Below are 13,719 nucleotides of genomic sequence, written 5' to 3'. Positions count from 1 at the left end.
CGGTACGGATGTCCGGAATCCGCGAACCCGCTGACCTCGCGATTCGACACGCTCGACCCGACAGAGAAGCGACCGCCTGGTCCGCGACGAGAACGAGCCCGGCCATTGTTCGCCCGCCGGAACACCCCTGCCAAACAATGCTCCCTGCGCTGAAATCGTCGGCAGGAGCGGCGAGGGGGACCGTTCCAGGGGGAAGCCCTGCTGATTGCCCGCGACCAGCAGGGCCGCCGCTGTGGGGCGGACACTGTCCGCCCCACAGTGGCGCAACGACGGTCGCCCGCTTCCCCGGGGCCCTTCTGATGGATCTCCGCGGCGTCGCGACGCCCGGTACCAACGTCCCCGAACAGCACACCTAGTCGATGGCAGCCGTCCAGCCCACCGCCGTGATCCGCTCCGCGTCCGCCGGGCGCGACTCGTCGAAGAGGGCCCTGCCGCCCGACTCGACGCACAGCCCGTCGACGTACACGCCACGGCCGACGTAGAGCCGGTCGGTCGTGTACCGCCAGCGCACGGTGAGCCCGACGGCCTCCGGCAGGTCGGCGCTCAGCCGGTGCCACGCCCGGCCCGACCATCCCGAGACCGTGCCGGACGGATGCTCCCACGGGCCGCCCTCGGCACCGACGGTCGTGAAGGCGACCGGCTGCCACGTCTCGCCGCCGTCGGTGGAGGCCTCCAGCAAGAGGGCGTCGGCCTGGGGTTCGGTGTCCCACCAGAGGGCGCAGCGCAGGCGGGGCCGCCCGGCGGAAGCGGTGTCGAGGGACGGGAGCGTGAGGGTGGCCGTGGTCGCGGTCGTCATGCCGGAGAACCAGGACGTGCGGCCGCGGGCGGGGCGTACGGGAACGGCGCGGGCGAGGTTGTTCGCCGCGGCGACCCGGGGTGCGGAGCCGGATCGCCAACTGCGCACCGGGTGCACGGAGTTGCCCAGGACGACCAGGAACGAGTCGGTCGTCGGGTCCAGGACGAGCGAGGTGCCGGTGAAGCCGGTGTGTCCGGCCGTGCGCGGGGTGGCCATCGCGCCCATGTACCAGTGCTGGTAGAGCTCGAAGCCCAGCCCGTGCTCGTCGCCGGGGAACGCGGTGTTGAAGTCGGTGAACATCAACTCCACCGACTCGGGCTCCAGGATGCGCGCCTTGCCGTACACACCGCCGTTGAGCAGGGTCCGGCCGAGCACGGCCAGGTCCCACGCACAGGAGAAGACACCGGCATGGCCCGCGACCCCGCCGAGGCTGTACGCGTTCTCGTCGTGCACCTCGCCCCACACCAGCCCCCGGTCCAGGCCCGACCAGGGGAGTCGGGCGTCCTCGGTCGCCGCGATCTTCGGCTTCCAGGAGGCCGGCGGGTTGAAGCGAGTGCGGTGCATCCCGAGTGGAGCGGTGATCTCGTCGTGGAGCAGCTGGTCCAAACGGTGACCGGTGATCTCCTCCAGGACGAGTTGCAGCGAGATCAGGTTCAGGTCCGAGTAGAGGTACTTCGTGCCCGGCGGGTTCAGCGGCGCCTCGTTCCGGATGAGCCGGAGCTTCCCCTCGTACGTAGGCTCCTTGTAGAGCGGGATCCAGGCGCGGAACCCCGAGGTGTGCGTGAGGAGTTGACGCACGGTGATGTCCTGCTTGCCCGACGCGCCGAACTCCGGCAGATACGAGGCGACCTTCCCCTCCAGCTCCAGCGCACCCCGCTCGATCTGCTGCACCGCGAGGATCGACGTGAACAGCTTCGACACCGAGGCGAGATCGAAGACGGTGTCCTCGGCCATCGGGATCCGCCGATCCGCGGGAAACTCCACGCCCGTGTCCGTCTCCTCGTCGTACGCCGAATACCGCACCGCCATCCCGATCGGCCGATGCAACGCGACCGTCCCACCCCGCCCGGCAAGCAGCACGGCCCCCGCGTACCACGGGTGCTCGGGTGAGGGACCGAGAAACGCCTCGGCATCGGCGACGAGGCGGTCGAGGTGGTCGGGGACGAGCCCGGCCCGCTCGGGGGAACCGTGACGCAGGGTCGGACGACCACCTCCGGTGGAGGAAGCGGCGACCGGCCCGGCGGGAAACGGCAGCACAGCGAGCCCACCACCGACGGCCAACACCCGCCTGCCAAGCTGACGACGGCTCATCCCAGCCGCCGAGCCCCCTGCACCTTCGCTCATGGAGACACCTCCACCTCGCTTCACATGTGACCCAAGTCAAGCATCAGCCACCCCAAGGGGCGCCGGGAACTGCGCGACCAGCCAACAACAACCCGCACTCGCCCAACAGCCCCACGCCCCCGCATCATTGGGCGCCGGGCCCACCTAATCTGACGGCGCATCAGAAAACCCCTTCCCTCGTCCGGAGGACTACGGCATCCTGCGCACCATGCAGACGGAGCTGAGCAACAAACTCGGAGTCCAGTACGCCGTCTTCGGCTTCACGCCATTCCCCGCCGTCGCCGCGGCCATCAGCCGGGCCGGCGGTTTCGGGGTGCTCGGCGCGGTCCGCTACACGGCCCCCGACGACCTCAAGCGCGACCTCGACTGGATCGAGGCCCACGTCGACGGAAAGCCGTACGGCCTGGACGTCGTCATGCCGGCCAAGAAGGTCGAGGGCGTGACGGAGGCCGACGTCGAGGCGATGATCCCCGAGGGGCACCGCCAGTTCGTGCAGGAGACCCTGGCCAAGTACGGCGTGCCCGAACTCGCCGAGGGCGAGGCCTCCGGCTGGCGCATCACCGGCTGGATGGAACAGGTCGCCCGCAACCAGCTCGACGTCGCCTTCGACTACCCGATCAAGCTGCTCGCCAACGCGCTCGGCTCGCCACCGGCCGACGTCATCGACCGCGCCCACGAACAGGACGTCCTCGTCGCCGCGCTCGCCGGCAGCGCCCGGCACGCCCGCAAGCACGCCGACGCGGGCATCGACATCGTCGTCGCCCAGGGCTACGAGGCCGGCGGGCACACCGGCGAGATCGCCTCCATGGTCCTCACCCCCGAAGTCGTCGACGCCGTCGCCCCGTTGCCCGTCCTCGCCGCCGGCGGCATCGGCAGCGGGCAGCAGGTGGCCGCCGCCCTCGCGCTCGGCGCCCAGGGCGTCTGGCTCGGCTCGCTGTGGCTGACCACCACCGAGGCGGAACTGCCCTCGCCCCGGCTGATCGAGAAGCTGCTCGCCGCCGGCTCCGGCGACACCGTCCGCTCCCGCGCCCTCACCGGCAAACCCGCACGCCAGCTCCGTACCGAATGGACCGACGCCTGGGACGACCAGACCGGACCGGGCGCTCTCCCCATGCCCCTCCAGGGCCTGCTAGTCGCCGAGGCGGTCTCCCGCATCCAGAAGTACGAGGTCGAGCCGCTGCTCGGCACTCCGGTCGGGCAGATCGTCGGCCGGATGAACAGCGAACGCAGCGTCCAGGCCGTCTTCGACGACCTCACCCGCGGCTTCGAGAAGGCCGTGGACCACCTCAACCGGATCGCCGGAAGGAGCGAGGGACAGTGAGCCGAGCCCCCCAAGGCCAACCTCCCCAGGGCTTCTGGGCCCAGGCCACCGCCGACCCCGACCGCACGGTGCTCATCGCCCCCGACGGGGAGGAATGGACCGCCGGACGTCTGCACGCCGAGGCCAACCGGCTGGTGCACGGACTGCGCGCGGCCGGACTGGAACGCGGCGACGCCTTCGCGGTCGTCCTGCCCAACGGCGTCGAGTTCTTCACCGCCCATCTCGCCGCCACCCAGGCCGGTTTCTACCTCGTCCCGGTCAACCATCACCTCGTGGGCCCCGAGATCGCCTGGATCGTCTCCGACTCCGGTGCCAAGGTGCTCATCGCCCACGAGCGCTTCGCCGACGCCGCACGGAACGCCGCCGACGAGGCCAAGCTCCCCGAGAGCCGCCGGTACGCGGTCGGCACGGTCGCGGGCTTCCGACCGTACGCCGAACTCCTCGAAGGACAGCCCGAGTCGGCGCCCGACGACCGCACGCTCGGCTGGGTCATGAACTACACCTCGGGCACCACCGGCCGCCCCCGAGGCATCCGCCGACCGCTGCCCGGCAAGCTTCCCGAGGAGTCCTATCTCGGCGGTTTCCTCGGCATCTTCGGCATCAGGCCGTTCGACGACAACGTCCACCTGGTCTGTTCACCGCTCTACCACACGGCCGTCCTGCAGTTCGCCGGCGCGTCCCTGCACATCGGGCACCGGCTCGTCCTCATGGACAAGTGGACGCCCGAGGAGATGCTCCGTGTCATCGACGCCCACGGCTGCACCCACACCCACATGGTCCCCACCCAGTTCCACCGGCTCCTCGCCCTCCCCGAGGAGGTGCGCGCCCGTTACGACGTGTCGTCCATGCGGCACGCCATCCACGGGGCCGCGCCCTGCCCGGACCATGTGAAACGGGCCATGATCGATTGGTGGGGCGGATGCGTCGAGGAGTACTACGCGGCCAGTGAGGGCGGCGGTGCCTTCGCCACCGCCGAGGACTGGCTGAAGAAGCCCGGCACGGTCGGCAAGGCCTGGCCCATCAGCGAACTCGCGGTCTTCGACGACGACGGCAACCGGCTGCCGCCCGGTGAACTCGGCACCGTCTACATGAAGATGAGCACCGGCGGCTTCTCGTACCACAAGGACGAGGGCAAGACGCGGAAGAACCGCATCGGCGACTTCTTCACCGTCGGCGACCTCGGCTTCCTCGACGAGGACGGCTATCTCTTCCTCCGCGACCGCAAGATCGACCTCATCATCTCCGGCGGGGTCAACATCTACCCCGCCGAGATCGAGGCCGCCCTCCTCACCCACACCGCCGTCGCCGACGCCGCCGCCTTCGGCATCCCGCACGACGACTGGGGCGAGGAGGTCAAGGCCGTGGTCGAACCCGCCCCCGGATTCACTCCGGGACCGGTGCTGGCCGAGGAGATCCTCGCCCACTGCGCCCGTCAACTCGCCGGGTACAAGCGCCCCAAGAGCGTCGACTTCACCGAGGCGATGCCCCGCGACCCGAACGGCAAGCTCTACAAGCGGCGGTTGCGGGAGCCGTACTGGGAGGGCCGGCAGCGGACGGTGTGAACCGCCCGGGAGCCGGCCGTAGTGAAGGGACGGCCGGGAGCAGACGGTCCTCCAGCCCGGTCGCGCGCGAGCGTCACGGCTTGCGCGCGACCCCGCCCACCGCGATCACCTCGCCGGAGCCGCCATCGGACGCCGCCGGGTCCGGCCGCCAGTCGTTCAACGGCACCACCCCCGGCGCCAACAGCTCCAAGCCCTCGAAGAATCCGGCGAGTTCGGCCGGGCTGCGCAGGTGGTAGGGGACGGCGCCGCTCTCGTTGTAGAGGCGGGTGGCCTCGGCGTTCGCCTCGTTCGTGTCGACGCTGTCGTTGAACGCGAACCAGCTGCCCGACGGCAGGGCGGCCATCAGCGTGCCGACGATGGCGCGCGCCTCGGCGTAGTCGGCGATGTGCCCGCTGACCTGCATCAGCGTCAGCGCGACCGGCTGGGAGAGATCCAGGGTCTTCGCCGCCTCCCGCAGCACGGTCGCGGGGTCGTGCAGATCGGAGTCGATGTAGTCGGTCGCCCCCTCGGCGGTGCTGGTGAGCAGCGCCCGCGCGTGGGTCAGGACCAGCGGGTCGTTGTCCACGTAGACGATCCGCGCGTCCGGGGCCACCCGCTGCGCGATCTCGTGTGTGTTGTCCGCCGTCGGCAGACCGGTGCCGATGTCGAGGAACTGGCGTACCTCCGCTTCCCCCGCGAGGTAGGTCACCGCCCGGCCGAGGAAGGCCCGGGAGTCGCGGGCGAGATCGGTGATGCCGGGGAACACGGCGCGGAAGGCGTCGCCGGCCGCGTGGTCGACGGGGTAGTTGTCCTTGCCGCCGAGCCAGTAGTTCCAGATACGGGCCGAGTGCGGCACCGTGGTGTCGATCTTGGCGGTCGAATCCGTCTCCGGGCGTAACGAGTCCTGCGCCACCGGGCGGCCTCCTCATGAGGAACGGTTATATGCCAAGGGCATGGTGCCGCCCCGAGCGGGGCGGCACCACCCCTTCGCTCACTCGCTGACGCGGACCACCTTCAGTTTCGGCGAGGACAGGATGTCCTTCTCGCAGAACCGGGACGTCACCCACTTCTCCGCCGAGAACAGCCGCGTCTGGTCGAGATGGTGCGGCGAGTTCGGGTTGGAGGACTGCGAGTACGTCAGCAGCGTGCGGGCCACCGGGCAGCGGCTGCCGTCCCAGCCGACCGCCTGGATGTGGCTGGAGCCGAACGGCACCTCGCCGTAGCCGCCGCTGGTCGGGTTCCACGTCGGCTCGATCACGTTCCACACACCGAGTCTCCCCGAGCCGCCCGGTATCGGAATGCGCTCGCCGCCGCGGACCACGAACTGGTGGTCGCCGAGCTTCGCGTCCAGCGGGATGCCCGCGGCCCGCAGTTCCGTCACCGTGTCGGCGAGGGCCCTGGCGAAGCCGGGCACGTCCGGGTTGAACGTGTGGGGCGTACGGACCGGGTCGGCCGCCGAGAACGGCACCTTCCACAGCTGGGGCGAGGACGGCAGCTTCCGCCAGAACCGGTCGAACAGGAGCGCGCCCCGGCTGCCGGTGTCCATGGTGCGGTCCCAGGCCTCGATCACTCCGCAGGCCTCGGAGACGTCGACGGTCTTGTTGTCGCTGCCGGTCGCGGTGCCGCCGGGCAGCGCGGCGCACGCCTGTGCCACGTCGGCGGCCGCGAGATCACCCGCCGGCACGCGGTTCGCGAGCTGTTGCCTCTGCAGGTCCCGTACGGTCAGATCGCCCCTCTCGGCCATCGCCGCCACGTCCTCGATCGCCCCCCGGGTACGCAGCCCGGCCTGGGTGCCGACAGGGCCGAAGATCCGCTCGTAGCCGGTGATCGGCTGATCGGCGTTGGCCAGCCAGGCGGAGTCGTTCGAGTTCTCCACGTACGGGGTGTTCCGATGCGTCGGCATCCGGGAGGGGCCGAAGATCCCCGACTGCACGGCGTCCTCGTCGCGGCCGAGGGCGCAGTCGCCGCGCGAGCCGTCGAGGACCGCGACCCCGGACACCGGATACGTGGTCCTGCCGAGCGCCGTGGAGCAGCCTTCCACCAGGTCGTCGGTGATACGGGGCAGCACCTGCGACTGGGTGAAGAGGGTGTGCCCCGCGCGGTCGGCGGCGACGGTGTTCACCCAGGGGAGTCCCTGATGCTCCGCGAGGGAGCCGAGGACGTCGTCCGTGCTCCGCGCCTTGCCGAAGCCGAGGGATGTGTCGGGGAAGCGAAGGTTCGCGGCGTTGGGGTCGTTGAGGGCGTACGCCGTCGTGGAGGTCCACGGCAGCGGGGTCTGCGCGTTGATCGCGTTGACCACCGGGCCGTAACGGGTCCACCACTGGGTGCGGGTCACCGGGGCGCCGCCCTTGACCGCGACGGTCACGGTCCGCTTCGTCATCCTCTCCGGCTTGCCGTCCACCAGATACGTCGTCGGGTCGGCCGGATCCAGCGTCAGCTCGTGGAAGTTGGCCGGGATACCGGTGGAGACGGTGTGGCTCCACGCCACGTCGGCGTTGAAGCCGACGGAGATCGTGGGCATGCCGAGCAGGGTCCCCCCGGAGACGTTGAGTTCGCCGGGGATCGTCTGCTGCGCCTGCCAGAAGCGGCGCCCGCCCTGCCACGGGTAGTGCGGGTTGCCGAGCAGCAGACCTCGCCCGTTCGCCGTGGTGTCGCCGCGGAAGGCGACCGCGTTCGAGCCCATGTCACCGGTGCCCCACACGTCGTCCGCCGCTGCGGCGACGGCCTTCGCACTGGACCCGCGCACGGCGGGGGAGCCGGAGCCGGTGACCGTCCCGGTCGGCGGCTGCGCGGTCGTGATCGCCTCCACCAGGCGCCCCTCACCGGAGATCGCGGCGATGGCGAGGCCACGGGCGGCCACATCCAGTTCGGTGACCGGCTCGACCCAGGAGGCGCCCTTGCAGGCGGGATCGGTGATCTCGTTCTGCTTCAGCCAGGCGTTGTAGCCCGCCGCCCAGCCGCGCATCATGTCCCGTGCCTCGCGGCTCGGGCCCGCGGGAGCGGGCTCGGCGAGCGCCTTCTCCACCGTGCGCGTCTCGCGGACGCCACGGAAGTACAGATCGCTGCCGAGGTTGCTGCGTGCCCCCGAGAGTGAACCGTCCGTGGTGCCGTCGGCGCCGAACCAGCGGGAGCGTTCGCCGCGCAGCGTCACGAAGCCGTCGGCGAGGACACAGACCTGGTCGGCGGCCTGCGCCCAACCGGTACCGAAGCCGATGCCCGCGTAGTCCTTCGCGACGATGTGCGGAATGCCGTACTCGGTGTAGCGGATCACGGCGGACGGGCCACCGTGGGACGGGCGTTGCCCACTGGCCCGATCGCCATCGGCGGCGGTGGCCGACGGCAGTACGGCCGAGGCGGTGAACAGGGCGACGGCCGAGACCACGAGCTGTCTCAGACGGGTGCGCATGGAGCCTCCCAACGTCAGTGAGGGAAGGGACGGTTGAGCGTGTCAATGCAAAGGTGCGTAATCCATACGTGTGATCGATCTTCCCTCTGATTGACTCGCGCCCCAGGGGGTGAAGTTGAGCCACTTCACGCCATGCGTGCCGGGTTCCGGCCAGGTGGGTGGTGTGCTTGACCTCGCTCGCGCGACGGACCGAGGATCGCGTCAGAACCGTGGACGAAGGAGCATGAATCATGACGGCTGGTCGCAGCGTGACGGTCGACGGAACGTTGCGGCGCAGCGCGCGGCGCACCCCCGCCCGCGTCGCCATCCACTACGGCGAACGGTCCTGGACCTACGCCGAACTGGACGACGCCGTCTCCCGCGCCGCCCGCGCCCTGCGCGACACCGGACTCGTGCCGGGCGACCGGGTCGCCGCCTACGGCCACAACTCGGACGCCTACCTCATCGCCTTCCTGGCCGCCGCCCGCGCCGGCCTGGTCCACGTACCGGTCAACCAGAACCTCACCGGCGACGACCTGTCGTACCTCCTCGACCAGTCCGGCAGCACCCTCGTCCTGACCGACCCCGACCTCGCCGGGAACCTCCCCGAGGGCACCCGCACCCTGCCGTTGCGGGACGCCGGCGACTCACTCCTCGCCCGACTCGCCGACACGGAGCCGTACGACGGCGAGGAACCCCGCGCCGAGGACCTCGCCCAGCTCCTCTACACCTCCGGCACCACCGCCCTGCCCAAGGGCGCGATGATGACGCACCGCGCCCTGGTGCACGAATACCTCAGCGCGATCACCGCCCTCGACCTCCAGGCCGGCGACCTGCCCGTGCACTCCCTGCCGCTCTACCACTCCGCGCAGATGCACGTGTTCCTGGTGCCGTACCTCGCGGTCGGCGCCACGAACACGATCCTCGACGCACCCGACGGCGACCGGATCCTCGACCTCGTCGAGCAGGGCCGAGCCGACAGCCTCTTCGCCCCGCCCACGGTGTGGATCGCCCTCGCCAACCGCCCCGACTTCGAGACCCGCGACCTCAGCGGCCTCCGCAAGGCCTACTACGGGGCGTCGATCATGCCGGTGCCCGTCCTCGAACGGCTCAAGGAGCGCCTGCCCAAGCTCGCCTTCCACAACTGCTTCGGACAGAGCGAGATCGGCCCCCTGTCCATGGTCCTCGGCCCGTACGAGCACAAGGGCCGCATGGACTCCTGCGGACGCCCCGTCATGTTCGTCGAGGCCAGGGTCGTCGACGAGGAGGGCACGGACGTGCCCGACGGCACTCCCGGCGAGATCGTCTACCAGTCCCCGCAACTCTGCGAGGGCTACTGGGAGAAGCCGGAGGAGACCGCCGAGGCCTTCCGCGACGGCTGGTTCCACTCCGGGGACCTCGCCGTGCGCGACGCCGAGGGGTTCTTCACCGTCGTCGACCGGGTGAAGGACGTCATCAACTCCGGCGGCGTACTGATCGCCTCCCGCCAGGTCGAGGACGCGCTCTACACCCATGGCCAGGTCGCCGAGGTCGCGGTGATCGGCCTGCCCGACGACCACTGGATCGAGGCCGTCACAGCGGTCGTCGTACGCCGGGGCGAGGCCACGGAGGACGAACTCATCGCCCACGCGCGCGAGAAGCTCCCCCACTTCAAGGCGCCGAAGAAGATCCTGTTCGTGGACGAGCTGCCGCGCAACGCGAGCGGCAAGATCCTCAAGCGGGAGCTGCGGGACCGATTCGCGCAGATCTGACCCCGGCCCTCACCGGCGAATCGCGTTGCGGTGGACGGCACCCGGCAAGAGGATCGACGGCATGCCGACCTTCACCGCACCCGACGGAACCGAACTCGCCCACCACCTGCGCGGCGAGGGCGCCCCACTGATCGTCCTCCCCGGCGGAGCCATGCGCGCCTCCGCCTACCTGGGCGACGTGGGCGGGCTCACCGCCCACCGCCGCCTGGTCCTGCTGGACCTGCGCGGCACGGGTGACTCCGCGGTGCCGGCCGACCCGGCGACGTACCGCTGCGACCGCCAGGTCGACGACGTGGAGGCGCTCCGCGCCCACCTGGGCCTGGAGCGCCTGGACCTGCTCGCCCACTCGGCCGGCGGCAACCTCGCCATGCTCTACGCGGCCCGCCACCCTGAGCGGGTGTCCCGCCTGGCGCTGATCGCCGCCACCCCCTGGGCGGTGGGCCTGCCGGTGACCGCGGAGGACCGCCTCGCCGCCGCGAGCCTTCGGAAGGACGAACCGTGGTTCGCCGAGGCGTACCCGGCCTTCGAGGCGGCGTGGACCGGCCACGGCCCCTTCGACGACGACATGATGCCCTTCTTCTACGGCCGCTGGGACGACGCCGCCCGCGCTCACATGGCCGCCGAGGAGCAACAGACCAACGACGAGGCGGCCGCCGTCTACGGCTCCGCGGGCGCCTACGACCCGCCCGCCACCCGGGCCGCACTCGCCGAACTGTCCGCCCCGGTCCTGGTCTATGCGGCCGAACTCGACGGCGGCCCGACCCCCGCCCTCGCCCGCCGCACGGCCGCCCTCTTCCCCGACGCGCAGTTCACGGTCCAGCCGGGCGGCGGCCACTTCCCGTGGCTCGACGACCCCGAGTGGTTCGTACGGCGTGTCACGGCCTTCCTCGACGGGCGCTGACGGTTCCCGGCCGGGCTCACGCGTTCGCGGCCGCCGCCACCGACCGTGCCCACCGGTAGTCCGCCTTGCCGCTGGGGGAGCGCTGGATGGTGTCGGTGAGGACCAGCTGGCGGGGGATCTTGTAGCCGGCGAGGCGGGTACGGCAGTGGGTCTGGATGTCCTCCAGGGACGGCTGGGCCGCGCCCGCCCGCAGCTGCACCACGGCCGCGACGTGGTTGCCCCAGCGGGCGTCCGGCACCCCGGCGACCAGCGCGTCGTACACGTCGGGGTGGGCCTTGAGGGCCTGCTCGACCTCCTCCGGGTACACCTTCTCGCCGCCGGTGTTGATGCACTGCGAACCCCGGCCGAGGACCGTGACGACGCCCTCCTCGTCGACGGTCGCCATGTCGCCGAGGAGCACCCAGCGTTCGCCGTCCCGCTCGAAGAAGGTCTCGGCGGTCTTCCTCGGGTCGTTGTAGTAGCCGAGGGGGACATGGCCGCGCTGGGCGACCCGGCCCGGCACACCGGCCGGGACGGGCTCGTACGTCGCCGGATCCACGACCTGCGTACGGGAGTGGACGCGGATGCGGAAACCGTCGCCCGCGCCCGAGTCCGCCGTCGCCGTGCCGTTGAAGCCGGACTCGGACGAGCCGAAGTTGTTCAGCAGCATCGCGTTCGGCACCAGCGCCTGGAACTGCCGCCGGACCGTCTCCGACATGATCGCGCCGGAGGACGACACACTGAACAGGGACGAACAGTCCGTCCCCTTCATCGGGCCGTTCAGCGCGTCGATGAGCGGCCGCAGCATCGCGTCGCCGACCAGCGAGACACTGGTGACCTTCTCCTTCTCGATCGTCCGCAGGGCCTCCTCGGGCACGAACTTGCGGTGGATCACGACCCGTTGGCCGAAGTTGAACCCGATGAACGCCGTGAGCGTGGACGTACCGTGCATCAGCGGGGCGGTGGGGAAGAACGTGATCCCGTCACCACCGGCCGCGACCCGCTCGGCCAGCTCCTCCGGCACCTTCACCGGCTCCCCGGTCGGCGCGCCGCCGCCCAACCCCGAGAAGAACAGGTCCTCCTGACGCCACATCACGCCCTTGGGCATGCCCGTCGTACCGCCCGTGTAGATGATGAACTGGTCGTCGCCCGAGCGGGCCGGGAAGCCCCGTTCGGCCGACGCGGATGCCTCCGCCTCGGTGAAGTCGACGACCTCGAGCGCGGGCGCGTCCGGCGAGGGGGCCCCCACCCGCACCAGATGCCGCAGCATCTCCGTCCGCGGCAGCGCGGCCGCCACCCGCCCCGTGAACTCCGTGTCGAAGACCAGGCCCGTCAGATCCGCGTCCCGGTAGAGGTAGACCAACTCCTCTTCCACATACCGATAGTTGACGTTGACCGGCACGATCCGCGCCTTGAGGCAGCCGAGCGCGGTCTGCAGATACTCGATGCCGTTGTAGAGATGCAGCCCCACGTGCTCGCCGGGCTTGATCCCGCTGTCGAGCAGATGGTGCCCGACGCGGTTGGCCGCCGCGTCCAGTTCCGCGTACGTCAGCCGGCGCTCCGCGCCCGTACCGGGGATGTCGAGGTACGCGAGCGCCGCCCGGTCGGGGACCACGTCGACGACCGACTCGAACAGGTCGGCAAGGTTGTACTCCACCGCGCTCCTCCTGACCTCGCTCTCCACCGGCTGTCGGTCATCAGAGCAAAGGGCGGCACAACTGTGAAGGGTCCGCGCACAATAAATCTGACTACCTGTCAGAAAACCCTTGAAGTGCTTCGGCGCCTCCTGCAACCTGTTCTCGTTCCGAAGGCGGGACGGAGAGGGAGGACCGCGATGGGTGGTACGGAACACCTGACCCTGCGGCGCGAAGGCGCCACACTGGTGCTCACGCTCAACAGGCCCGAGGCCAAGAACGCGCTCTCGCTGCCGATGCTCGTCGGCCTCCACGACGGCTGGGTCGAGGCCGACGAGGACGACACGGTCCGCTCGATCGTCCTCACGGGAGCCGGTGGTGCCTTCTGCGCCGGGATGGACCTCAAGGCCCTCGCGGGCAAGGGGATGGAGGGCCAGCAGTACCGGGACCGGCTCAAGGCCGACCCCGATCTGCACTGGAAGGCGATGCTCCGCCACCACCGGCCGCGCAAGCCGGTGATCGCCGCGGTCGAGGGGTACTGCGTCGCGGGCGGCACCGAGATCCTCCAGGGCACCGACATCCGGGTCGCTGGCGAGTCGGCGACGTTCGGCCTCTTCGAGGTCAAACGCGGGCTCTTCCCGATCGGCGGTTCCACGGTCCGCCTCCAGCGGCAGATCCCGCGCACGCACGCTCTGGAGATGCTGCTCACCGGGCGGCCGTACAGCGCGCGCGAGGCCGCCGGTGTGGGGCTGATCGGGCATGTCGTGCCCGACGGCACGGCCCTGGCCAAGGCCCTGGAGATCGCCGAGCAGATCAACGCGTGTGGACCGCTGGCCGTGGAGGCCGTGAAGGCGTCGGTGTACGAGACGGCCGAGATGACGGAAGCGGACGGGCTGGCCGCCGAACTGAAGCGGGGGTGGCCCATCTTTGACACGGATGATGCGAAGGAGGGGGCTCGGGCGTTTACCGAGAAGCGGCCGCCTGTCTACAAGCGGGCGTAGGCGTTCCGCTGGGAGGTCGTGTGTCGACTGCGGGCCGTTTGTGGCTGGTCGCGCAGTTCCCCGCGC

At 70.7% G+C, this 13,719-nt stretch carries 9 protein-coding genes; 5 read left to right on the top strand and 4 right to left on the bottom strand.

The annotated features are described in order from the left end of the window. Positions 1-352: 352 nt before the first annotated feature. Positions 353-2,140 carry a beta-lactamase family protein gene (locus JIX55_RS04105; RefSeq protein ID WP_257561843.1) on the bottom strand — a complete coding sequence of 596 codons (1,788 nt, stop codon included), beginning with the start codon at positions 2,138-2,140 and terminating at the stop codon, positions 353-355. Positions 2,141-2,348: 208 nt separating this feature from the next. Between JIX55_RS04105 and JIX55_RS04100 the strand changes: the two genes are divergently transcribed. Further along, a complete protein-coding gene (locus JIX55_RS04100; RefSeq protein WP_257561842.1) occupies positions 2,349-3,461 on the top strand; it encodes a nitronate monooxygenase in 1,113 nt (370 codons plus the stop codon). A 68-nt stretch (positions 3,462-3,529) separates the two neighbouring features. After that, entirely contained in the window at positions 3,530-5,023 is a 1,494-nt protein-coding gene (locus JIX55_RS04095) for an acyl-CoA synthetase (protein ID WP_443046694.1), read from the top strand. A 73-nt stretch (positions 5,024-5,096) separates the two neighbouring features. On the opposite strand, the gene JIX55_RS04090 is transcribed toward JIX55_RS04095, so the two are convergent. Then, entirely contained in the window at positions 5,097-5,915 is an 819-nt protein-coding gene (locus JIX55_RS04090; RefSeq protein WP_257561840.1) for an SAM-dependent methyltransferase, read from the bottom strand. A 78-nt stretch (positions 5,916-5,993) separates the two neighbouring features. Beyond that, complete coding sequence (locus tag JIX55_RS04085; protein WP_257561839.1) at positions 5,994-8,408, bottom strand: penicillin acylase family protein; 2,415 nt, start codon at positions 8,406-8,408, stop codon at positions 5,994-5,996. Positions 8,409-8,638: 230 nt separating this feature from the next. Between JIX55_RS04085 and JIX55_RS04080 the strand changes: the two genes are divergently transcribed. Both JIX55_RS04080 and JIX55_RS04075 read left to right on the top strand, forming a co-directional pair. After that, positions 8,639-10,138: an acyl-CoA synthetase gene (locus tag JIX55_RS04080; protein WP_257561838.1), complete on the top strand. Its 1,500-nt coding sequence runs from the start codon at positions 8,639-8,641 to the stop codon at positions 10,136-10,138. A 61-nt stretch (positions 10,139-10,199) separates the two neighbouring features. After that, on the top strand, positions 10,200-11,039 hold the full coding sequence (locus JIX55_RS04075; RefSeq protein ID WP_257561837.1) for an alpha/beta fold hydrolase: 840 nt from the start codon (positions 10,200-10,202) through the stop codon (positions 11,037-11,039). Positions 11,040-11,055: 16 nt separating this feature from the next. On the opposite strand, the gene JIX55_RS04070 is transcribed toward JIX55_RS04075, so the two are convergent. Then, positions 11,056-12,675, bottom strand: coding sequence for an acyl-CoA synthetase (locus JIX55_RS04070; protein ID WP_257561836.1), 1,620 nt, complete (start codon positions 12,673-12,675; stop codon positions 11,056-11,058). 177 nt (positions 12,676-12,852) lie between these two features. Here JIX55_RS04070 and JIX55_RS04065 point away from each other — a divergent pair, with 177 nt between their 5' ends. Further along, positions 12,853-13,653, top strand: a complete 801-nt coding sequence (locus JIX55_RS04065; protein WP_257561835.1) for a crotonase/enoyl-CoA hydratase family protein — start codon at positions 12,853-12,855, stop codon at positions 13,651-13,653. Positions 13,654-13,719 lie beyond the last annotated feature (66 nt).

The organism is Streptomyces sp. DSM 40750, assembly GCF_024612035.1.
Classification (GTDB): Bacteria; Actinomycetota; Actinomycetes; order Streptomycetales; family Streptomycetaceae; genus Streptomyces.
The sequence above is the reverse complement of the archived record's forward strand: the minus strand, read 5'-3'. Positions and strand labels throughout refer to the sequence as shown.

Coding starts and splice junctions, on each gene's coding strand:
- JIX55_RS04105 (WP_257561843.1), bottom strand. CDS start 2,140: ATGAGCGAAGGTGCAGGGGGCTCGGCGGCTGGGATGAGCCGTCGTCAG.
- JIX55_RS04100 (WP_257561842.1), top strand. CDS start 2,349: ATGCAGACGGAGCTGAGCAACAAACTCGGAGTCCAGTACGCCGTCTTC.
- JIX55_RS04085 (WP_257561839.1), bottom strand. CDS start 8,408: ATGCGCACCCGTCTGAGACAGCTCGTGGTCTCGGCCGTCGCCCTGTTC.
- JIX55_RS04080 (WP_257561838.1), top strand. CDS start 8,639: ATGACGGCTGGTCGCAGCGTGACGGTCGACGGAACGTTGCGGCGCAGC.
- JIX55_RS04075 (WP_257561837.1), top strand. CDS start 10,200: ATGCCGACCTTCACCGCACCCGACGGAACCGAACTCGCCCACCACCTG.
- JIX55_RS04065 (WP_257561835.1), top strand. CDS start 12,853: ATGGGTGGTACGGAACACCTGACCCTGCGGCGCGAAGGCGCCACACTG.